General features: G+C 62.1%; 22 protein-coding genes. 18 read left to right on the top strand and 4 right to left on the bottom strand.

Translation table 11 applies throughout. The features are described 5' to 3' along the window. Positions 1-49 precede the first annotated feature (49 nt). Positions 50-1,024, bottom strand: coding sequence for an octaprenyl diphosphate synthase (gene ispB, locus IEI94_RS19015; RefSeq protein ID WP_191168811.1), 975 nt, complete (start codon positions 1,022-1,024; stop codon positions 50-52). Positions 1,025-1,279: 255 nt separating this feature from the next. On the opposite strand from ispB, the gene rplU reads away from it, so the two are divergent. The 16 genes from rplU (at position 1,280) to IEI94_RS18935 (ending at position 16,524) form a co-directional block, all read left to right on the top strand. After that, positions 1,280-1,591, top strand: coding sequence for a 50S ribosomal protein L21 (gene rplU / locus IEI94_RS19010; RefSeq protein ID WP_191168810.1), 312 nt, complete (start codon positions 1,280-1,282; stop codon positions 1,589-1,591). A gap of 35 nt (positions 1,592-1,626) precedes the next feature. Continuing rightward, positions 1,627-1,884 carry a 50S ribosomal protein L27 gene (gene rpmA / locus IEI94_RS19005; protein WP_089659709.1) on the top strand — a complete coding sequence of 86 codons (258 nt, stop codon included), beginning with the start codon at positions 1,627-1,629 and terminating at the stop codon, positions 1,882-1,884. Between the two features lie 86 nt (positions 1,885-1,970). Beyond that, positions 1,971-3,158, top strand: coding sequence for an Obg family GTPase CgtA (cgtA, locus tag IEI94_RS19000; RefSeq protein ID WP_191168809.1), 1,188 nt, complete (start codon positions 1,971-1,973; stop codon positions 3,156-3,158). A gap of 64 nt (positions 3,159-3,222) precedes the next feature. Further along, on the top strand, positions 3,223-4,362 hold the full coding sequence (gene proB, locus IEI94_RS18995; RefSeq protein ID WP_318153423.1) for a glutamate 5-kinase: 1,140 nt from the start codon (positions 3,223-3,225) through the stop codon (positions 4,360-4,362). A 189-nt stretch (positions 4,363-4,551) separates the two neighbouring features. Further along, the gene (gene rpsT / locus IEI94_RS18990) at positions 4,552-4,818 is read left to right on the top strand and encodes a 30S ribosomal protein S20 (RefSeq protein WP_191168807.1); all 267 of its coding nucleotides are present in this window, start codon (positions 4,552-4,554) and stop codon (positions 4,816-4,818) included. A 167-nt stretch (positions 4,819-4,985) separates the two neighbouring features. Further along, positions 4,986-6,509 carry a murein biosynthesis integral membrane protein MurJ gene (gene murJ, locus IEI94_RS18985; RefSeq protein ID WP_191169671.1) on the top strand — a complete coding sequence of 508 codons (1,524 nt, stop codon included), beginning with the start codon at positions 4,986-4,988 and terminating at the stop codon, positions 6,507-6,509. Between the two features lie 332 nt (positions 6,510-6,841). After that, positions 6,842-7,888 carry a bifunctional riboflavin kinase/FAD synthetase gene (gene ribF, locus IEI94_RS18980; protein ID WP_191168806.1) on the top strand — a complete coding sequence of 349 codons (1,047 nt, stop codon included), beginning with the start codon at positions 6,842-6,844 and terminating at the stop codon, positions 7,886-7,888. Beyond that, positions 7,885-10,719, top strand: coding sequence for an isoleucine--tRNA ligase (gene ileS / locus IEI94_RS18975; protein ID WP_191168805.1), 2,835 nt, complete (start codon positions 7,885-7,887; stop codon positions 10,717-10,719). Before ribF ends, ileS begins: the two co-directional genes overlap by 4 nt. Before the next feature lie 19 nt (positions 10,720-10,738). Then, a complete protein-coding gene (lspA, locus tag IEI94_RS18970; RefSeq protein WP_224750202.1) occupies positions 10,739-11,254 on the top strand; it encodes a signal peptidase II in 516 nt (171 codons plus the stop codon). A gap of 67 nt (positions 11,255-11,321) precedes the next feature. After that, entirely contained in the window at positions 11,322-11,783 is a 462-nt protein-coding gene (gene fkpB, locus IEI94_RS18965; protein ID WP_191168804.1) for an FKBP-type peptidyl-prolyl cis-trans isomerase, read from the top strand. Between the two features lie 23 nt (positions 11,784-11,806). Continuing rightward, complete coding sequence (gene ispH / locus IEI94_RS18960; protein ID WP_191168803.1) at positions 11,807-12,760, top strand: 4-hydroxy-3-methylbut-2-enyl diphosphate reductase; 954 nt, start codon at positions 11,807-11,809, stop codon at positions 12,758-12,760. Positions 12,761-12,925: 165 nt separating this feature from the next. After that, a complete protein-coding gene (locus IEI94_RS18955) occupies positions 12,926-13,324 on the top strand; it encodes a type IV pilin protein (protein ID WP_318153422.1) in 399 nt (132 codons plus the stop codon). Continuing rightward, positions 13,311-13,802 carry a GspH/FimT family pseudopilin gene (locus IEI94_RS18950; protein ID WP_191168802.1) on the top strand — a complete coding sequence of 164 codons (492 nt, stop codon included), beginning with the start codon at positions 13,311-13,313 and terminating at the stop codon, positions 13,800-13,802. The genes IEI94_RS18955 and IEI94_RS18950 overlap by 14 nt, the downstream gene beginning before the upstream one ends. Further along, a complete protein-coding gene (gene pilV / locus IEI94_RS18945) occupies positions 13,799-14,218 on the top strand; it encodes a type IV pilus modification protein PilV (protein ID WP_191168801.1) in 420 nt (139 codons plus the stop codon). Before IEI94_RS18950 ends, pilV begins: the two co-directional genes overlap by 4 nt. Continuing rightward, a complete protein-coding gene (locus IEI94_RS18940; RefSeq protein WP_191168800.1) occupies positions 14,215-14,799 on the top strand; it encodes a PilW family protein in 585 nt (194 codons plus the stop codon). The genes pilV and IEI94_RS18940 overlap by 4 nt, the downstream gene beginning before the upstream one ends. 24 nt (positions 14,800-14,823) lie before the next feature. Continuing rightward, entirely contained in the window at positions 14,824-16,524 is a 1,701-nt protein-coding gene (locus IEI94_RS18935) for a PilX N-terminal domain-containing pilus assembly protein (RefSeq protein ID WP_191168799.1), read from the top strand. A 108-nt stretch (positions 16,525-16,632) separates the two neighbouring features. Here IEI94_RS18935 and IEI94_RS18930 read toward each other — a convergent pair whose 3' ends face one another. Together IEI94_RS18930 and IEI94_RS18925 are read right to left on the bottom strand one after the other, a co-directional pair. Further along, positions 16,633-16,977, bottom strand: a complete 345-nt coding sequence (locus IEI94_RS18930) for a hypothetical protein (protein WP_191168798.1) — start codon at positions 16,975-16,977, stop codon at positions 16,633-16,635. A 211-nt stretch (positions 16,978-17,188) separates the two neighbouring features. Further along, positions 17,189-17,764 carry a GspH/FimT family pseudopilin gene (locus IEI94_RS18925; protein ID WP_191168797.1) on the bottom strand — a complete coding sequence of 192 codons (576 nt, stop codon included), beginning with the start codon at positions 17,762-17,764 and terminating at the stop codon, positions 17,189-17,191. Positions 17,765-17,850: 86 nt separating this feature from the next. Between IEI94_RS18925 and thiO the strand changes: the two genes are divergently transcribed. Next, positions 17,851-18,954 carry a glycine oxidase ThiO gene (gene thiO, locus IEI94_RS18920; protein WP_191168796.1) on the top strand — a complete coding sequence of 368 codons (1,104 nt, stop codon included), beginning with the start codon at positions 17,851-17,853 and terminating at the stop codon, positions 18,952-18,954. Between the two features lie 25 nt (positions 18,955-18,979). Here thiO and IEI94_RS18915 read toward each other — a convergent pair whose 3' ends face one another. Next, a complete protein-coding gene (locus tag IEI94_RS18915; RefSeq protein WP_191168795.1) occupies positions 18,980-19,249 on the bottom strand; it encodes a PP0621 family protein in 270 nt (89 codons plus the stop codon). A 107-nt stretch (positions 19,250-19,356) separates the two neighbouring features. Here IEI94_RS18915 and IEI94_RS18910 point away from each other — a divergent pair, with 107 nt between their 5' ends. Beyond that, complete coding sequence (locus IEI94_RS18910) at positions 19,357-20,988, top strand: NAD+ synthase (RefSeq protein WP_191168794.1); 1,632 nt, start codon at positions 19,357-19,359, stop codon at positions 20,986-20,988. Positions 20,989-21,038 lie beyond the last annotated feature (50 nt).

Genomic DNA, 21,038 nt, shown 5'->3' with positions numbered 1-21,038 from the left:
GGTGGGGAAGTATACGGATTTCGTGCCGTGATGCAAGTGCCGGGGCGGCTCAGGTAGTGCGCTCCACGGCGAGTCGCGCGAGCTCTGCCATGCTGTCGCGATAGCGGCTTGCCGGCAGATATTCGAGCTGTGCGAGGGCCTTGGCGGACATCTCTTCGGCGCGCTGACGGGTGTAGGTCAAAGCGCCGGTCTGGTCGATGATCGCCAGTACCTCATCGAGTTGCTCGAGGCCGCCCTGGCGGATCGCCTGGCGGATCAGCTTGGCCTGCTCCGGAGTCCCTTCACGCATGGCATAGATCAGCGGCAGGGTCGGCTTGCCTTCGGCGAGGTCGTCGCCAACGTTCTTGCCCATCGCCGCGGCGTCGCCCTGGTAGTCGAGCAGATCGTCGACCAGTTGGAAGGCCAGGCCCAGGTAGCGGCCGTAGTGCTGCAGGGCAGCCTCCTGCTCGGGGCTAGCCGCGGCGAGGATCGCACCGCTGTGGCTGGCGGCCTCGAACAGCATCGCGGTCTTGCCCTGGATGGTATCGAAGTAGGCGGCTTCGTCGACGTCGGGGTTGCCGACGTTGGTCAGCTGCAGCACCTCGCCCTCGGCGATGGTGCAGGTCGCTGCCGAGAGCACTTCCATGATCCGCATCGAGCCGACCTCGACCATCATCTGGAAGGAGCGCGAATAGAGGAAGTCGCCGACCAGTACCGAGGGCGCATTGCCCCAGGCGTCGTTGGCGGTGGCCTTGCCGCGACGCATGTGCGACTCGTCGACCACGTCGTCGTGAAGCAGCGTCGAGGTGTGCATGAACTCGATCAGCGTGGCCAGGGTAATGTGCTGGTCGCCACGGTAGTCGAGGCTGCGGGCGGCGAGCAGCACCAGCAGCGGACGCAGCCGCTTGCCGCCGCTTTCGACGATATAGGCGGCAATCGACTCGACCAGCGGCACCCGCGAGGAGAGCTTGGCCAGAATGGTGCGATCAACGGCGGCGAAATCCTCTGCCACCGCCGCATGAAGGGGCGATGCTGTCGGCTGCATGGGCGCGCTGCTTGTAGGAGGTGGGGCCTGTCGCCCGGGGCGGGCCGACCTTGGATTGGGGGTTATGCTATGGGCGGCTCATGGGGGCGTCAAGCGAGGATGGTCGCGGGCATGGGCCTTGTGTCAAGCTGGGAGGGCGGCTATAATCCGCGACCCGACTCATCATGCTCCCTGTCAGATGGCTGCCAAAAGGGGCGCCACTCGCCGCAGGCCGATGAAGAGCACAACCCCGATGAGTGTTTGGAGAGTCTAGACATGTATGCAGTTATCAAGAGCGGTGGCAAGCAGTACCGCGTTCAGGAAGGCCAGACCCTGAAACTCGAGAAGCTGGAAATTGCCACCGGCGAAACGCTGGAATTTGACCAGGTGCTGCTGGTCGGTAGCGACGAAGAAACCAAGGTCGGCGCGCCGCTGGTCGAGGGTGCCAAGGTGTCTGCAGAGGTCGTGTCCCACGGCCGTGGCGACAAGGTGACCATCATCAAGTTCCGCCGTCGCAAGCACCACATGAAGCGTCAGGGCCACCGTCAGTGGTTTACTGAAGTCAAGATCACCGGGATCTCCGCATAAGCGGACATACCCCCTGATAGAGCGAGGTATTTGCAATGGCTCATAAGAAGGCAGCCGGCTCCACGCGCAACGGCCGCGATTCCGAATCCAAACGCCTTGGCGTCAAGCTGTACGGTGGCCAGGTAGTAACCGCTGGCAACATCATCGTGCGCCAGCGTGGCACCAAGTTCCACGCCGGTACCGGCGTCGGCCTCGGCCGTGATCACACCCTGTTCGCCCTGAGCGACGGCGTGATCAAGTTCGAGACCAAGGGTCCGAAAAACCGCAAGTTCGTCAGCGTCGTCTCTGCCTGAGAGCGCTGCGAACCTGTTGTGAAAGGCCCCGCCATGGCGGGGCCTTTTGCGTATCATGACGGCCATGTCCGTCAGGAGAGTGAAACATGCAGTTCGTCGACGAAGCCTCGATCATCGCCGAAGCCGGTAATGGCGGCAATGGCTGCCTGAGCTTCCGCCGTGAGAAGTACGTGCCCAAGGGCGGGCCGGACGGCGGCGATGGCGGCCACGGCGGCAGCGTCTACCTGATCGGTGACGATTCGCTGAATACCTTGATCGATTTCAAGTACCAGCGCTTCTACAAGGCCGAGAACGGCCAGGGTGGCATGGGCCGTCAGATGAGCGGCAAGGCCGGCGAGGATCTGCACGTCAAGGTGCCGGTGGGGACCACGGTGATCGACGAGGACACCCTCGAGGTGATCGCCGACGTCACCGAGATCGGTCAGGTGGTGCTGGTCGCCCAGGGCGGCCGTCGCGGGTTGGGCAATATTCACTTCAAGTCGTCGACCAACCGCGCGCCGCGCCGCACTACCCCGGGGACCGAGGGTGAGCGCCGCAACCTGCGGATGGAGATGAAAGTGATGGCCGACGTCGGTCTGCTGGGCATGCCCAATGCCGGCAAGTCGACGCTGATCCGCGCCGTCTCCGCGGCCAAGCCCAAGGTCGCCAACTACCCCTTCACGACCCTGGTGCCCAACCTCGGGGTGGTCAAGCTCGGCATGCACGAGCACTTTGTGATGGCCGATGTGCCGGGCCTGATCGAGGGCGCCTCAGACGGCGCCGGGCTGGGGCTGCGCTTCCTCAAGCATTTGACCCGTACCCGGCTTCTGTTCCATGTGATCGACGTGGCACCGTTCGACGAGTCGGACCCGGTGGAGGCCGCCGAAGCGATCGTGCATGAGCTCGAGCAGTTCTCGCCAGCGCTGGCCGAGCGGCCGCGCTGGCTGGTGCTCAACAAGTTCGATCTGCTGCCCGAAGAGGAGCGCGAGGCTGCCGCCGAGGCGATCATCGAGCGTCTCGCCTGGGACGGACCGGTGTATCGTATCTCGGCGATCTCCAGCGACGGCACCGAGGCGCTGGTGCAGGCCGCGCACCGCTGGCTGACCGAACAGCGCCGCCTCGAGAACGAGGATGAGGCCGCCGCCGAGCGTGAGCGCGAGATGCGCGCGCGCATGGAGGCCGAGTCGGTGGCACGCACCGAGGCGCGGCTGGGCCGCAAGCGCAAGCGGGTCGATGAGGACGATGACGACTTCGACGACGATGACTACGACGTCGAGGTCGAATACGCTCCTTAGAGGCAACGACTGCCGCGCTTTTCATAGCGGCGCCAGTAGCAGGTCTGACAGCGTGGAGAATCAGGTGGAAGCGAATCAACAGGCGCCCGGCAGAGAGGCGCTGAGCGGCGCCCGCCGGGTGGTGGTCAAGATCGGCAGCGCCCTGTTGACCAACGACGGGCGCGGCCTCGACGAGCCGGCCATCGGCGGCTGGGTCGACCAGATCGCTGAGCTGCACCGCCGCGGCATCGAGGTGGTGCTGGTGTCGTCCGGCGCGGTGGCGGCGGGCATGGTGCGCCTCGGCTGGCAGGTGCGTCCGTCTGCGGTGCATGAGCTGCAGGCCGCCGCTGCGGTGGGCCAGAACGGCCTCACCGAGTGCTACGAGGGCCATTTCGCCCGCCACGGTCTGCTCACCGCGCAGATTCTGCTGACCCATGACGACCTCTCCAACCGCAAGCGCTATCTGAATGCGCGCTCGGCGCTGCGCACCCTGGTCGATCTGCGGGTGGTGCCGGTGGTCAACGAGAACGACACCGTTGTCACCGACGAGATTCGCTTCGGTGACAACGACACCCTGGGCGCATTGGTCGCCAATCTGCTGGAAGCGGATGCGCTGGTGATCCTCACCGACCAGGAGGGGCTGTTCGACGCCGATCCGCGCCACGATCCCGGCGCCCAACTGATCCACGAAGGGCGTGCCGGCGACCCGGCGCTGGCGGCGATGGCCGGCGACGGCGGTGCGCTGGGGCGTGGCGGCATGACCACCAAGGTGCTGGCGGCCAAGCTGGCGGCGCGCTCCGGGGCGGTCACGGCGATTGCCAGCGGCCGCCAGCCGGGTGTGCTGACGCGACTGATCGAGGGCGAGCGGCTGGGCACGCTACTGCGCCCCGAGCAGGCGCCGCTCGCCGCGCGCAAGCGCTGGCTGGCCGGGCAGCTGCAGGTGCGCGGTAGCCTGACCCTGGATGCCGGTGCCGTGCAGGTGCTGCGCGGGCGGGGCTCGAGTCTGCTGCCGGTGGGGGTCACCGCGGTCAGCGGCGATTTCGTGCGCGGTGACATGGTGGTATGCGTCGACGAGCAGGGCGAACGGGTCGCCAAGGGGCTGGTCAACTACGGTGCCGAGGACGCGGCGCGGCTGCTCGGCAAGCCGAGCCATCAGATCGAGGCGCTGCTCGGCTATATGGAGGCCCCGGAGCTGATTCACCGCGACAACCTGGTGGTGCTGTGACGCCCGCCCCATGCGGGTTTCACAGTAGCAAGCGCGCCCACAGCGTGATAGGATATGCCATCCTCTCAGACACGGCCCGGTGGTTGAGTGCAACCCAGTACGGCCAAACCGGTTGGGAGTGGTAGCATAATCCCAGCTTGGTCAACTAGTTACCGAAGTCGGTAAAATAATTCTCCAAGGAGACAGTTAGTGGCTAACAGCAAGCAAGCCCGTAAGCGCGCCCGTCAGGCCGAGAATCGTCGCGTTCTCAAGGCCAGCCAGCGCAGCATGGTCCGCACCTACATCAAGCGCGTGATCAAGGCCATCAACGGCGGTGAACACGCCCAGGCAATGGACGCCTTCAAGCAGGCCCAGCCGGTGATCGACCGCATCGCCGACAAGGACGTGCTGTCCAAGAAGAAGGCCGCTCGCCTCAAGAGCCGCTTGAACAAGCGAATTAAGGCGCTGGCTGCGTAAGCCGGACGCTTTCTGCAAAAAAACCGGCTGCGGCCGGTTTTTTTGTGCCCAATTTGCCTATTCAGCACTGGAAGTGACGCCTCGACGTGGCCAACGACGACCCTGCATCGCACAACGAGCCCCCCGATCCCGCCGCGGCCGGCCGGCCGCCGGTGCGCGCCGGGCTGATGCGCTCGGGGCTGATCGTCAGCGCCATGACCATGCTGTCGCGGGTCATGGGGCTGGCCCGGGACGTGGTGGTGGCGGCGCTGTTCGGCGCCGGCAACGGCGCCGATGCCTTTTTCGTGGCCTTCAAGATCCCCAATTTCATGCGCCGGCTGTTTGCCGAAGGGGCGTTCAACCAGGCCTTTATCCCGGTGCTGTCGGAGTACGCCACCCGCAAGACGCGGGAGGAGGTGCGCGAGCTGCTCGATGCGGTGGCCGGCAGTCTGGCGGTGATCCTGCTGCTGATCACCGCGCTGGCGATGTTTGCCGCACCCTGGCTGGTGTGGGTGTTTGCTCCAGGGTTCGGTCGCGATCCCGACAAGCTGGCGCTGACCGCCGATATGCTGCGCCTCACCTTCCCCTACCTGCTGCTGATCTCGCTGACGGCGTTTTCCGGCAGCGTGCTGAATACCTGGAACCGCTTCGCGATCCCGGCCTTCACACCGGTGCTGCTCAACCTGTCGCTAATCGGCGCGGCGGTGCTGCTGACGCCGCTGATGAGCGAGCCGGCGATGGCGCTGGCCTGGGGGGTGTTGATCGCCGGCATGGCGCAGCTGGCCTTCCAGGTGCCGTTCCTGGTGCGCCTGGGGCTGATGCCGCGGCCCTGGCCCAACTTCGCCCACAGCGGCGTCAAGCGCATCCTGCTGCTGATGGCGCCGGCGCTGTTCGGGGTCTCGGTGTCGCAGATCAACCTGCTGCTGGATACCGTGCTGGCCTCGCTGCTGACCCCGGGCAGCGTCTCCTGGCTCTACTACTCCGACCGCCTGGTGGAGCTGCCGCTGGGGGTGTTCGGCATCGCCATCGGCACGGTGATTCTGCCGGCGCTCTCCAAGCGTCATGCCGAGCAGTCGCCGCAGCACTTCGCCAGGATGCTCGACTGGGCGATCCGCGCGGTGCTGCTGCTGGGGCTGCCGGCGGCGCTGGCGCTGGTGCTGCTAGCCGAGCCGCTGTTGATCTCGCTGTTTCACTATGGCGCCATGACCGAACACGATATCCGTATGGCGGCGATGAGCCTGCGCGCCTACTCGCTGGGGCTGATCGCCTTCATGCTGATCAAGGTGCTGGCGCCGGGGTTCTTCGCCCGTCAGAACACCAAGACCCCGGTCAAGGTGGGGATCATCGCCATGGTCGCCAACATGGTCTTCAACCTGATCCTGATCTGGCCGCTGGCACACGCCGGCCTGGCGCTGGCCACGGCGCTGTCGGCCTTTATGAACGCCGGGCTACTCGGCTATCTGCTGTACCGCGAAGGGGTGCTGACCTTCCAGCCCGGCTGGGGGCGCTTTGCGCTGCAGCTGGGCGGCGGCTGCGCGCTGATGGGCGCGCTGCTGTGGGGGCTGGCGCCGGATTGGCAGGCCTGGCTGGGCTGGGGCGTGTGGACACGGGTCGGCTGGCTGGCGACCCTGGTAGTGGCCGGCGCCGGGGTCTATTTCGGCTGGCTGCTGGCGCTGGGCATGCGCCCAAGCCAGTTTAAGCTGAATGGCTAAGCAACCGACGCCATAGGCGAGGGACGCCGTCGGCAGGTCGAAGAGGAGGTTCTACGCCATGGGTGAGGAGCACTGCTCCGAACGGGCTGGCCATGGATGGCCAGCACCGGCCCTGCAAGCGGAGCAGGATGCGAGAGCGCAGCAGGGCGTAGGTAGCGCCCAGGGATGGGTTCACAGCGCCTCCTCGTAGGCCTGCCGACGGATCAGTCCCGAGCTATATAGGGGGCTATATCGGGAGCTAGCGGCCGGCGCCATAGGCGCCCGTCAAGCAGACCGCTATAATCGTGGGTTTTATTCGCTGAGGTTATCGGCACGGAGTACGCGAGCAACGCATGCAACTGATTCGAGGATTGCACAACCTACGCGACGAGCATCGCGGCTGCGTGGCCACCATCGGCAATTTCGATGGGGTACACCGCGGCCATCAGGCGATTCTCGAGCAGTGCCGCGAGCGCGCTCGGGCGCTGGGCGTGCCGGTCACCGTGGTGGTCTTCGAACCACAGCCGCGGGAGTACTTTGCCGGCGACCAGGCCCCGCCGCGGCTGACCCGGCTGCGCGACAAGGTGGCGCTGCTCGACGAGCATGGGGCCGACTACGTGCTGTGCCTGCCGTTCAACGACGCGCTACGCAGCCTCACCGCGCAGCAGTTCATCGACCGCGTGCTGCTCGACGGCCTCGATGTGAAGCACCTGGTGGTGGGTGATGACTTCCGCTTCGGCTGCGATCGTAGCGGCGATTTTGCGCTACTCGCCGAGGTCGGCGAGCAGCACGGGGTGGGCGTCGAGCACACCCGCACCTTCGTGCTCGACGACGAACGGGTCTCGAGTACCCGGGTGCGCACCCTGCTGGCCAGCGGCAACTTCGCCCAGGCCGAACGCATGCTGGGGCGCCCCTATGCGCTGGGCGGCCGGGTGGTGCGGGACCAGCAGCTGGGGCGCACCATCGGCGTGCCCACCGCCAACCTGCCGCTGCTGCGCCTGCCGCTGGCCCTGCGCGGGGTCTATGCGGTGGCCGTCTCGCTGCCCGACGGGCGCTGCCTGCCCGGGGTGGCTAACGTCGGCTGGCGACCCACCGTGGGCAGCGAGCGAGCGGTACTCGAGGTGCATCTGTTCGACTTCGACGGCGACCTCTATGGCGCGCGGCTAACGGTGTTTCCCTGCGCCCGGCTGCGCGGTGAGATCCGCTTCGACGGCCTCGAGCCGCTCAAGGCGCAGATCGCCACCGATCAGGCTCAAGCGCGGCGCTATTTTGCCCGCCATGCCGACGGGCTAAACAACACGCTTCCTCTAGCATCGGCGCCGCTGGCGCGCGAGGCTGCGACTTCCGAATCCTCGGCCGGCCACACGGCTGCCGGGCGCGACGCTGACGGACACTCATGAGCGACTACAAGCACACCCTGAACCTGCCTGAAACCGATTTCCCGATGCGCGGCATGCTGCCCAAGCGCGAGCCCGACCGGGTCGCACAGTGGCAGCAGCTCGACATCAACCAGCGCCTGCGCGACGAGCGCCGCGGCCGCGAGAGCTTCGTGCTCCACGATGGCCCTCCCTACGCCAACGGCAGCATCCATATCGGCCACGCGGTCAACAAGATCCTCAAGGACATCATCGTCAAGTCGAAGAGCCTGGCCGGTTTCGATGCGCCCTATGTGCCGGGCTGGGACTGTCACGGCCTGCCCATCGAGCACAAGGTCGAGACCACCCACGGCAAGCACCTCGACCCCGAGAAGGCTCGGGGGCTGTGCCGCGAGTATGCCGGCGAGCAGATCCACGGGCAGATGAGCGACTTTATCCGGCTGGGGGTGATCGGCGACTGGCACAAGCCTTACCGGACCATGGACTTCGCCAACGAAGCCGGTGAGATCCGCGCCCTGGCCGAGATGGTCAAGGGTGGCTATGTGTTTAAGGGCCTCAAGCCGGTCAACTGGTGCTTCGACTGCGGCTCGGCGCTGGCCGAGGCCGAGGTCGAGTATCAGGACAAGAAGTCCGACGCCATCGACGTGGCTTTTCCCTGCGCCGATGACGACAAGCTGGCCGCCGCCTTTGGCCTGGGCCAGCTGACCAAGCCGGCGGCGGTGGTGATCTGGACCACCACCCCCTGGACCATCCCCGCCAACCAGGCGCTCAACGTGCATCCCGAGTTCGACTATGCACTGGTCGATACCGGCAGCCGGCTGCTGGTGCTGGCCGCCGACCTGGTCGAGAGCTGCCTGGAGCGCTTCGGCCTCAGCGGCGAGGTGATCGCCACCGCCAAGGGCGCGTCGCTGGACCTGATCGACTTCCGCCACCCTTTCTATGATCGCCTGTCGCCGGTCTATCTGGCCGATTACGTAGAGTCCGAGGTGGGTAGCACCGGTATCGTGCACTCGGCGCCCTCCTATGGCGTGGATGACTTCAATACCTGCCGCGCCCACGGCATGAGCTTCGATGAGATGCTCAACCCGGTGCAGGGCAACGGCGTCTACGCCGACGACCTGCCCTATTTTGGCGGCCAGATGATCTGGAAAGCCAACCCGCAGATCGTCGAGAAGCTCGGCGAAGTGGGCGCGCTGATGGCCCACAAGACCATCACCCACAGCTATATGCACTGCTGGCGCCACAAGACCCCAGTGATCTACCGCGCCACGGCGCAGTGGTTCGTGGGCATGGATCTCGAGGACCGTGACGGCAAGACCCTGCGCCAGCGCGCTCTGGAGGGCATCGAGGCGACCCAGTTCACCCCCGCCTGGGGCAAGGCGCGGCTGCATTCGATGATCGCCAACCGGCCGGACTGGTGTATCTCACGCCAGCGCAACTGGGGCGTGCCGATCCCATTCTTCCTGCACAAGGCCAGCGGCGAGCTGCATCCGCGCACCGTCGAGCTGATGGAGGAGGTCGCACAACGGGTCGAGAAGGAGGGCATCGACGCCTGGTTCCGCCTCGACCCCGCCGAGCTGCTTGGCGACGAAGCCGCCGACTACGACAAGGTCACCGATACTCTCGACGTGTGGTTCGACTCCGGCACCACCCACTGGCACGTGCTGCGTGACTCCCATCAGCTCGGCCACGCTGAGGGGCCCCGCGCCGACCTCTACCTCGAGGGCTCCGACCAGCACCGCGGCTGGTTCCACTCGTCGCTGCTGACCGGCTGCGCCATCGACGGCCATCCGCCGTATCGCGGCCTGCTGACCCACGGTTTCACCGTCGACGCCCAGGGCCGCAAGATGTCCAAGTCGGTGGGCAACGTGGTTGCGCCCCAGGAGGTGATGGACAAGCTTGGCGCCGATATCCTGCGGCTGTGGGTGGCCTCCACCGACTACTCCGGCGAAATGGCGGTCTCCGACGAGATTCTCAAGCGCACCGCCGATGTCTACCGGCGCATTCGCAACACCGCGCGCTTTCTGCTCGCCAACCTCAACGGCTTCGATCCCGCGCGCGATGCGGTGGCCTTCGACGACATGCTGGCGCTGGATCAGTGGGTGGTCGACCGGGCCGCTCAGTTGCAGTCGCGCATCGAAACCGCCTATGCCGAGTACCGCTTCCTCGACGTCTACCAGCAGGTGCACACCTTCTGTTCCCGCGAACTGGGCGGTTTCTATCTCGACGTGATCAAGGATCGCCAGTACACCACCCAGGCCGACTCGCTGGCGCGGCGCAGCTGCCAGACTGCGCTCTATCACGCCGTCGAGGCGCTGGCACGCTGGGTGGCGCCGATCCTGTCGTTCACCGCCGAGGAGATCTACGAGCATATCCCCGGCCCGCGCGCCGATAGCGTGCTGCTCGAGGAGTACTACACTGGGCTTGCCACCCTGGCCGACGATGCCACGCTGGGTCGCGAGGTCTGGGAACAGATCCTCGAGGTCAAGCAGGCGGTCAACAAGTGCCTGGAGGATGCCCGCAACGCCAAGCAGATCAAGAGCGGCTTGGCCGCCGAGGTGACGCTATACGTCGACGACGGTCTGCGTCAGACGCTGGCCAAGCTGGGTGACGAGCTGCGCTTCGTGCTGCTGACCAGCGACGTCCACCTGGCGGCGCTGGCCGACGGCGGCGACGCCGAGCCCACCGAGCTTGAAAACCTCAAGGTAGCGGTGGCCGCCAGCGAGCATAATAAGTGCGACCGCTGCTGGCACCACCGCGAGGACGTGGGCAGCCATCCCGAACATCCTGAGCTGTGCGGGCGCTGTATCAGCAATCTGCCTGATGGCCCGGGTGAAACCCGGCGCTATGCCTAAGTGATGCCTGAGACCGACGATGTCCGAGACTGCCGAGATGACTGACAAGGCTCCCGCTCCTCCGATGCATAAACCGCTGCGCTGGCTGTGGCTGGCCGCGGCGGTGATTGTGCTCGACCTGGCGACCAAATACGCGGCCAGCGCCTGGCTGAGCTATGCCCGCCCGGTTGAGGTGCTGCCGTTCTTCAACCTGACGCTGCTGCATAACACCGGCGCGGCGTTCAGCTTCCTGGCGGGCCATCCGGGCTGGCAGCGCTGGTTCTTCGCGGTGATCGCCATCGGTGCCAGCATCGGCCTGACGATCTGGCTGCGCCGTCTCAAGGCCCACGAGGTGCTGCTGGCACCATCGCTGGCGCTGATCATCGGCGGTGCACTGGGCAACCTCTACGATCGCCTGGTGCACGGCTATGTGGTGGATTTTCTCTCCTTCCACGCTGCCGGCTGGTACTTCCCGGCCTTCAACGTCGCCGATATCGGCATTACCCTTGGTGCTGCGGGCCTGATCATCGAGTCGTTCCGCGACGCCCGGCGCTGAACCCCACGGTGGTCGGCGCGTCCAACCCACTCATGGCCGCGCCCCGCCAACGGCAAGAGAGACATAGATGAGCGATCAACCCTCTACCGTCCATCGCGTCGGTGATGATATGGAAGTGACCCTGCACTTCACCCTCAAGCTCGAGGACGGCACCGTGGTCGACTCGACCCGCGACAAGCAGCCGGCTACCTTTCAGGTCGGCGATGGCAACCTGCCGCCCGGCTTCGAGGCGCCCCTGCAGGGGCTCGCCGAAGGCGATACCGGCAGCTATCAGATCGGTCCGGAGCATGCCTTCGGCCAGCACAATCCGCAGAACGTCCAGCTGCTCAAGCGCGACGACTTCGAGGATGTCGAGCCCGAGGTGGGCACGGTGATGTCGTTTGCCGACGCGGCCGGCGGCGAGCTGCCCGGCGTGATCGCCAGCCTCGACGGCGAGCAGGTGGAAGTCGACTTCAATCATCCGCTGGCGGGGCGTACCCTGACCTTCGAGGTCGAGGTGATCAAGGTTCGCCCGGCCACCACCCATTGATGCCCACGGCAAGAGAGAACGCCATGCACATCAAGCTGGCCAACCCCCGCGGCTTCTGCGCCGGCGTCGACCGCGCCATTGATATCGTCAATCGTGCCCTCGACGTGTTCGGCCCGCCGATCTATGTACGCCACGAGGTGGTCCATAACCGCTTCGTGGTGGACACCCTGCGTAAGCGCGGCGCGGTCTTCGTCGAGGAACTGCATGAGGTGCCCGACGACGTGATCGTGATCTTCTCGGCCCATGGGGTTTCGCGTGCGGTACAGGAAGAGGCTGACCGTCGCGGCCTCAAGGTCTTTGACGCCACCTGCCCGCTGGTGACCAAGGTCCACCTGGAGGTACTGCGCTACGCCAAGCGTGGCCAGGAGTGCGTGCTGATCGGCCACGCTGGGCACCCCGAGGTGGAGGGCACCATGGGCCGCTACGACCCCTCTCAAGGCGGCGCCATCTACCTGGTGGAAGACGAGGCCGACGCTGCCGCGCTCAAGGTCAAGGATCCCAGCCGGCTGGCCTTCGTGACCCAGACGACGCTCTCCATGGACGACACCGCCAAGGTGATCGACGCCCTGCGTGCGACCTTCCCCGAGATCGAAGGGCCGCGCAAGGACGATATCTGCTACGCCACCCAGAACCGTCAGGACGCGGTACGTGTCCTGGCCGCCGAATGCGACCTGGTGCTGGTGGTAGGCAGCCCCAACAGCTCCAACTCTAACCGCCTGCGCGAACTCTCCGAGCGGGTCGGCACACCGGCGTATCTGGTCGACAATGCCAGTCAGATCGATCCTGCCTGGCTTGATGGCGTCACCGCCATTGGTCTAACGGCTGGCGCCAGCGCACCGGAGGTGCTTGTCAACGGCGTTATCGAGCGGCTGCAGGGCCTTGGCGCCACGGCGCCTGAAGAGCTCGACGGCCGCGAGGAGACGATTACCTTCTCCATGCCACGCGAGTTGAGAGAGCGTGTTATCGTTAGTGAATGAGTGCTAGCCCGGCATGGGCTACTCTGACGAGAGAGACTGGTAAGGAAACCGGGCGCTACGCCCGGTTTTTTGCGCCTGGACACTACCAGAGCTGGTACTTATGACGCATATTGAAACGGAAGGTAACCTGAACATGCAGGGTAACCATAAGCGGGGGACACCGCAGTGAGCGCAGGGCAGGCGACCAGCATCGCCTCCCATCGTCAGGGAGGCTTCACCTTGATCGAGCTGATGATCGCCGTGGCGATCATCGCCATCCTGGCGTCGATTGCCTACCCCAGCTATCAGCGCTATGTGCAGCAGTCGCGGGTAACAGATGGGCAAGTAGGACTGATGCAGGCGGCTTCTGAAATGGAACGCTGTTACACAGTATCGAGTACTTACCCAGCTGATGATTGTTTGGTAACGACCTCATCACCGGACGGAGTATATCCAACAATCAGCCTTGAAAACTCTGGTTCGACTTTTCGCTTGGAGGCAACAGGAGGAACGAGGGTGACGAGTGGCTGCGAGACTCTTTGGATTGAGAGTACAGGAGAGCGTGGTCCCGATGCTTGTTGGTAAGCGAAGAAGCCAGCGTGGCTTCACGTTGATAGAACTTCTTATCACCATGGCAGTGGCAATAATATTGGCCACTATCGCTGTGCCTAGCTTTCTTGGCATGATGGCAAATAATCGTTTGGCGAGCGACTATAATGAAATTCTCTCGGGAGTGAATTTTGCAAGGAGTGAGGCGATAAAGCGCCGTGAGGACGTTGCTTTTACCGTTGAGGAGGGGGCGCCGTGGGAGTACAAGGTTACCTTAGAGAGTGATGAAGATATTCGAATTCGAAGCTCTCGCGATGCACGCATGACAGTTACCTCGAGTGGGGATGTCACCTTCAATAGCTTGGGACGGGTTGCATCAGGATCAAATTGTGAAGGCGGCTGCTTGATAGATATAAACCATGATGTGGCCGGTTGCCGAGCGGTATCAATTAGCCGTTTTGGCCGTGTAGGTCGAGCTGATTGTGCCGAGTCGGCTGAGGTGTCGACGCCATGAATAGCGCAGCGTCCAAAGGGTTCACGTTAATCGAGGCGTTGGTTGCTCTGCTGGTGCTCTCTATCGGCATGCTCGGCGTGGCGGCAATGCAGCTTAATGCGCTTCAGGGGGCGCATGCCGCCTACCAACGCTCCATAGCATCGCTTGCTGCACAAGATGCTCAAGAGAGACTGTGGGCTGAAATGGCACGACAGGGAGGGTTGGCCTGTCCTGACGAGGGTGTTGTTAATGGCACCGGTGAAGGATGGGATGCACAATGGTCGCCGTTTCTTCCCGGACTTGGCAGTTCTCCCGTAGGGCCTCCCGATGAGTGTGAGTTTATAATCTCTATAACTTGGGATGAGAAAAGGTTTGAAGAAGGGGGCGGGGAATCTTTCTCCTACATTGTCAGGCTGCCCGGGGAGGTCTCACCATGAAGCGTAACAGAGGCTTCTCCCTTGTGGAGCTGATGGTCGCCATGGTAATCGGGCTAATTATCGTGTTAGGTGCTGGGCAGCTGTTCTTGACGGTGTTTCAGACTAATCGGCAAGTAGAGCTCTTGAGCGAAAAGCAGGCAGCAGTGAATTTTGCCGTCGAATCTATATTAAGGGATGTTCGCCGAGCCAGAAACTGGGATCCGAGTGACTGTTGTGATGACGATGAACAGCTCGTACTTGAGGTGCCTAATCGTGGGGATATGCCAAGCTGTTATGAAGATTACGTTGAGAAAACATATAGACTCTCTGATAGGGTGGCAGTAGTAGGTGGAGAGAATGTACGCTTTCTTGAGTTAGAAACGTCATGCCTAGACGATAACGATGTTTTAGTAGGCTCTCCCGTGTTGGCGGAGTTAGTGGGAGGCTTCGTTGAGGGTGGTTTCTCTGTTGAAGCGCTGAGTGATTATGGGGCTATAGTCGGCTTGATATTACGGATGTCAGACGGTGGCAGCGAAAGCTTGGACTTTTATGCTATAAACCGTACTGCAGCACTGAATACTGAAGCCCCTGAGCCAGAATAAGCTGGTTATTATGTGGAGAGAGGCATGAAAAAACAGAAAGGCGCTGCACTGATAGTGGTCCTGTCGCTGCTGGTGGTAGCATTGATGGTGGGACTATCAAGCATGCAGTCTTCACATATTGATGAGCGGCTGGCGGGAAATTATAGAGCTCAGTCTCTGGCGCAAATGGGGGCCGAGAAAGCTGCCGCTGTTGGGTGGGGAAATTTTAATAATAACGATTCTTGGGAAAAGCTCTCGGACTTAACTTCTTCTGATCTTGCCAGTTTATCATGGGCAGAGCTGGAAGGAGATGATGACCTGTGTGAATCGCCGGTCAGTTGTTACTACCGATATGTCGAAGATGGCAATGGAAAATATATTGTGTCGATAGGTCGTGTTGGTGATGATGCTTCCTTGAGTGAGTCTATATTTATTAAAGTTGACGTTGGAGGACCTTCACCTTTGTTTAATAGCCCCATTGTTGGTTGTGAAGGTGTTGTAATGGCTGGTGGCTCTACTATTGGAAGCTATGATTCTAGGGAAGGTCCGTGGGATGGGACAGTAGGAGGGTTCTCTGCTACTGATGCACCTCTTGTCAGTACTCTGAATGGTGGCGACTCTAATATAGTCCTTGGCGATAATGAAAAAATCCATGGCTCTATATCTTCTTATGGGGGTGTTTCGTTGGATGGGTCATCGACTGTGCATGGTAACATTACGGCAAATAAGTTAATAAGCTTTCCTGCCAATAGCGTAGTAATGGGTGGTGTTGAAACACTTGGAGATATAGGATTTTCCGGAAGCGGAAGAGTTGAGTCGAGCCTGAAGTCTGGTGGTGATATCGTTTTTGGTAATTGGTCATCTTATGTGGGTGAGGCTATATATGCTGGTGGTGAAGTTGTAACAAATACCAGCAGGAATGACCCTTCAGAACATCTCCCTGTTGAAAATAGAGGAAATTATTTCCCCGGGAATAGCGGAAATCCTGTTGGCGTCGCACAGCAATCTTGCGATAATGCAACCTTTGGCGAGAGGAATCTTGTTGATGAGCGAGATAATTTAAAATCTGTCGTTACATCGATAGACAACGATCCAGATATTGCCAATAATGACTTGGCTATTGGCCCGTGGCCTAATGAGAATTGGGAGCTTAATAGTGAGGGGTTGAGAAGGTTCGATAAAAGCTGGAATATAAATGACTGGGTATCGCATGGTCAAACCCAAGCAGTAGAGAATGCTCTTGGTAGAGACGGTGAGGTGAGCGTTATGAGAGTGGGGGATCTTAGTATTAGTCAAAGTGGGAGGCTGAGAGTTTCAGGTGATGTTTTGTTGGTTGTTGAGGGTGATTTTAATATTTCTGGCGGTGGTCAAGGGCTGATAATTGATCCTGGCAGCAGTCTTACGGTGGTTGTGGAGGGGATGACTCAGTTTGGTAGCGCAGCGCGCATGGATAGTGTTAATTCTATAAATAGCAACGGGGATCCATCCTTTTCTTTGTTCTCAACCTATGGCGAAGGTGGTACTGGGGTAGAGTTTAACGGAGGAGGGCGTGTTGTTGCTAATGTTTACGCCCCGTTTTCGGGTGTTTCAGTTAATTCTGGAGCTGATTTCTATGGCTCTGTGAGAGGTAAAACGGTGACTGTAGATGGTGACGGGTTAATAGCTTACGATGAAGCGCTTCAAGACTCAGAATACGCTTCAGGTGGTGAAGGGAATGGTAAAGGCATAATTGAATACTGGAGATGAGCACTGGGCGCTAAGGTTGGGTAGTCACATGTTCCGCATGCAATTACTTGCGTGTATCTTTTAGCCCCCTAACGCCGTGTTTTCTATACTTTACTGCCGCCAGTACTACTAAACGTTACCGTCCTCATTGGCAATACGTAGATCTTTTTCGGTGTCCTCCAGCTCATTTTCTGCGCGAAATCGAACTTCTTTCGTCGCTATAGCATCCATGCGAACATTCCTGCTAATAGTAGAGATGTCCTCACTGCTTGTTAGTGATTGGGAGGTACCCATTGTATTGGGTTCGGCAACAAGGCGGCCATCATAATGCCAGCTTCGTTGGGGGACCCATGAGACGTTCCAAATGCGTTCCTGCCACATGGCTACGTTGTCATCGTGAAGTAGTGTTAGACTCTCAATAGGTACCGCAGCGGCGATTAAGGTGGTATCAATAACGATGCCAGAATCGGACATGCATATATTTCCGCGGTATTGGCCGGCCTGTAACGCGTCCGCTATCTGGCGGCGTGGCTGGCCTGATTTCGGTGAGCCTTGGCCACATAAGTGCAGTACATCATTGTCTATCTGTTTGATTACCCATACTTTTATATACGGTCTGCTAAATAGCCTCCTTAACATCAGAAAGTCCTCATGAAATAAGGGTGTTTGTCCTAGATAATATAGACTAGCATCCCGGTCGCCCAGATACGACTCGCACCCTGCCGGTATTATTCACAACGACTCTTGCGCCTGTATCCAGTCGCCCACAAAGCCTAAAAGTGCCGTTATGCCCCCCCGAGCGGCCCAGCGCTTGATAGCGCACGGGTCTGTCGTCGTTACGATAGGTCAGCGATGGCAGCTTGCTCTCCCCAAAGGTGCGCAGCAGCTCATCCCCCGGCTCGCCCAGGCCCTCGAAGATGGCGAGAGTGGCCAGCCAGGCGTCCCCCCCTGCATTGTTGTCAATCTGACACTGGGCCATATCGATCGTCGGGCACAGCGTCACCTGAGTCCGTCGAGTAATAGCGGCGTTGCGGGTCATGGCCAGCGCTGATTTGAGTCTCATCACCTCCGCCGCCACCTGGTTGCGGGCGGTAAATTGCTGATAGCTGGGAATGGCCCAGGTGGCCATGATCACGGCGACGGCGATCACCACCAGCAACTCGATCAAGGTAAATCCCTGCTGTTGCGGCGTATCGGTGCGTCGCGTTGCCGCAGGCATGGCGGTGGGTGCGTGATAGTCTTGTTGGCTCGGTGGGCGCATGGGGCCTCCCTGGCAGGCGTGGTCCATCCCTGGTAGCGCTTCTGTCACCCTAGCCCAAGCCTATGTAAGCCATATCGGATTCTGCTGTGAGTGATTTCCTAGTCGTAGGCGGTGGCGTCATTGGCATGATGACGACGCTGCAGTTGGCCGACGCTGGCCACGAAGTGACCCTGCTCGAGCGCGGTGAGTGCGGCCGTGAGTCTTCCTGGGCCGGCGGCGGTATCGTCTCGCCGCTCTACCCCTGGCGCTATTCGGCGCCGATCTCGCGGCTCTCGACCTGGTCGGAGGGGTACTATCCAGAGCTGTCACTACGTCTGCTGGAAGAGACCGGCATTGACCCGGAGTATCGCCAGAAGGGCCTGCTCTATCTGCGCGTCGACGATGAGTCGCGCGCCTTGGGGTGGGCGCGCGAGGCGGGCAAGCCGCTGGAGCGGGTCGACGCCGATTTTCTTTACGCCAAGGAGCCGGCAGCGCTGCGCGGCTGCGATGGTGCGCTATGGATGCCGACCCTGGGCAGCATCCGCAACCCGCGGCTGGTCAAGGCGCTGCGTGCGCGTCTGGCGGCGATGCCTAAGGTGCACATACGCGAGGGCGTCGAGGTGACCGGGCTGCAGCGCCAAGGGCCCCGTGTTGTCGCGGTGGAGGCTGGTGTCGAGCGATTCGGCGCGGGAGACGTGGTGGTGTGCGGTGGGGCCTGGGCCGCAGAGCTGCTCGCCTCGGTGGAGGTCACGCTGCCGGTACGCCCGGTCAAGGGGCAGATGATTCTGTTCAAGGCACCGCCGGGACTGGTGCGGCGGGTGGTGCTGATGGATGGCCGCTACGTGATTCCGCGTCGTGACGGTCGCGTGCTAGCCGGCTCGACGCTGGAGGAGGCCGGTTTCGACAAGGGCATTGACGACATCGCCAAACAATCGCTGTGGGATAGCGCCACGCGTATTATTCCGGCGCTGGCCGAATGCGAGGTGGAGCACCACTGGGCGGGGCTTAGACCGGGCTCGCCCAATGGCACCCCCTTTATCGGGGCAGTGCCGGGACTCAGAAACGTGCACGTCAATGCCGGCCACTACCGCAATGGCCTGGTGCTGGCACCGGCCTCGACGCGGCTGCTGGTGGATCAACTGCTAGGGCGCGAACCGATCCTCGATCCTGCCCCGTATCGGCTGGCAGGGCGCCTGGACGCCACCCCCTGAGGGGGCGCTATCCTGAAGCTCGGCGCTACTGGTCGTCGCTCTTCTGCTCCTCGAGATACTTGTCGCGGTGGGCGCTGGAGCAGAACCATTCGCCGCGCTCACGCAGGGCGTCGGTTTCCGGCAGGTGCACTTTGCAGTAGGTGCAGCGCACGATCTGGTTGGCGTCGCTGTCGTCGGTATCGTGGTCCAGCAGTTCCTCGCGGTCGAGTTTCCACTCGCGATACATGCGGTACAGCTTTAGGCCGGCGAAGAACAGCACGGCGAAGATGATCAGACGAATGATCAACAGGTTCATCCTTTTATGACTCCTTGCGGGAGGCGGGCAGTCACCGCGGACTTTGCCAGCAGTGCGGCCATGCGGGACAATGGGCTAACCATGAGTTTCGAGAGATTTTCACGCCCATGCAAGACCTGACGCTGGTGATGGCCCAACTCGACCCGCTGGTCGGTGATATTCCCGGCAATACCGAGCGCGCTATCGAGTCGGTGCGCGAGGCGCGTATCGAGCATGGCGCCGATATTGTCGTAATGCCGGAGCTGTTCCTGACCGGCTATCCCCCAGAAGATCTGCTGCTGCGCCCTTCCATGGAGACGCGCCTGCGCGAGGCGCGTGCCCGAATGGCCGAGAAGATGTCCCGCGAGGTGCTGGTGATCGTCGGTTACCCCGGCATGCGCGAGGGACAGCGCTACAATCTCGCTGGCCTGCTCTACCAGGGCGAGTGGGTGGCCGAGTACGCCAAGCAGGCGCTGCCCAACTACCAGGTCTTCGACGAGCAGCGTTATTTCACTCCCGGCAGTGTGCCACTGGTGTTCGAGCACAAAGGCGCCAAGCTCGGCATCCTGATCTGCGAGGATATGTGGCAGGAGGCGCCGGCGCGCAGGGCCGCGCAGGCCGGTGCAGAGATACTGATCACCCTCAATGCCTCGCCGTACCATCAGGACAAGCCCTCCGAGCGCCGGGGGCTGTTCGCCGAGCGTGCCGCCGAAGTGGGGCTGCCGCTGGTCTACGTCAACCAGATCGGCGGCCAGGACGAGCTGGTATTCGACGGCGGTTCGGCCTGCGTCGATGCTCAGGGCAAGCTGCAGGTGCAGGCGCCGCACTGGCAGGTGGGACTGATGCCGGTGCAGCTGGTCAAGGAGTCGACCGGCTGGGTGCCTCGCGGCGGAGAGATCGAGCCCGAGGTCGAGGCGGAAGAGAGCCTCTACTGTGCGCTGGTGACCGGCGTTCGCGACTACGTCAACAAGAGCGGTTTCAAGGGCGTGGTGCTGGGGCTGTCGGGTGGCATCGATTCGGCGCTGTCGCTGGCCATTGCGGTGGATGCCCTGGGCCCGGAGCGCGTGCATGCAGTGATGATGCCGTATCACTACACCGCTGAGATCTCCCAGCAGGACGCTGCCGAACAGGCCCGCCTGCTCGGCGTCAACTACGAGGTGATGCCGATTGCGCCGATGGTCGAGGCGTTCAGCGAGACCCTGGCCGAGAGCTTCGCCGGCACCGAGCGTGACACCACCGAGGAGAACCTGCAGTCGCGGGTGCGCGGCGTGCTGCTGATGGCGATCTCCAACAAGAAGGGCCTGATGGTGCTGACCACCGGCAACAAGAGCGAGATGGCGGTGGGCTATGCAACCCTGTATGGCGACATGGTCGGCGGCTACAACGCCTTGAAGGACGTCTACAAGACTTGGGTCTATCGCCTGGCCCGCTGGCGCAACACCCAGGAGCCGGCGATCCCCGAGCGGGTCATCACCCGTCCGCCCTCCGCCGAACTGGCCCCGGATCAGCAGGACAGCGACTCGCTACCCGACTACGACACCCTGGACGCGATTTTGGCGCGCTACATCGAGGGTGACATGAGCGCGGAAGCGATCATCGAGGCCGGCTTCACTCGCGAGGATGTCTACCGCGTGGTGCAGCTGGTCGACCGCTGCGAGTACAAGCGCCGCCAGGCACCGGTGGGTGTGCGCGTGACGCCGCGCGGATTTGGCCGCGACCGCCGCTATCCGATCGTCAACGGCTGGCAGCCGGGGGAGTAGCCCTTCGGACAGCGCCGAGCCATCAGCGCCCAGCAGATAAGCTACGGGCA

This window comes from Halomonas sp. ML-15 (assembly GCF_014779595.1).
GTDB lineage: Bacteria > Pseudomonadota > Gammaproteobacteria > Pseudomonadales > Halomonadaceae > Franzmannia.
This window is presented reverse-complemented; position numbering and strand designations above follow the sequence as displayed.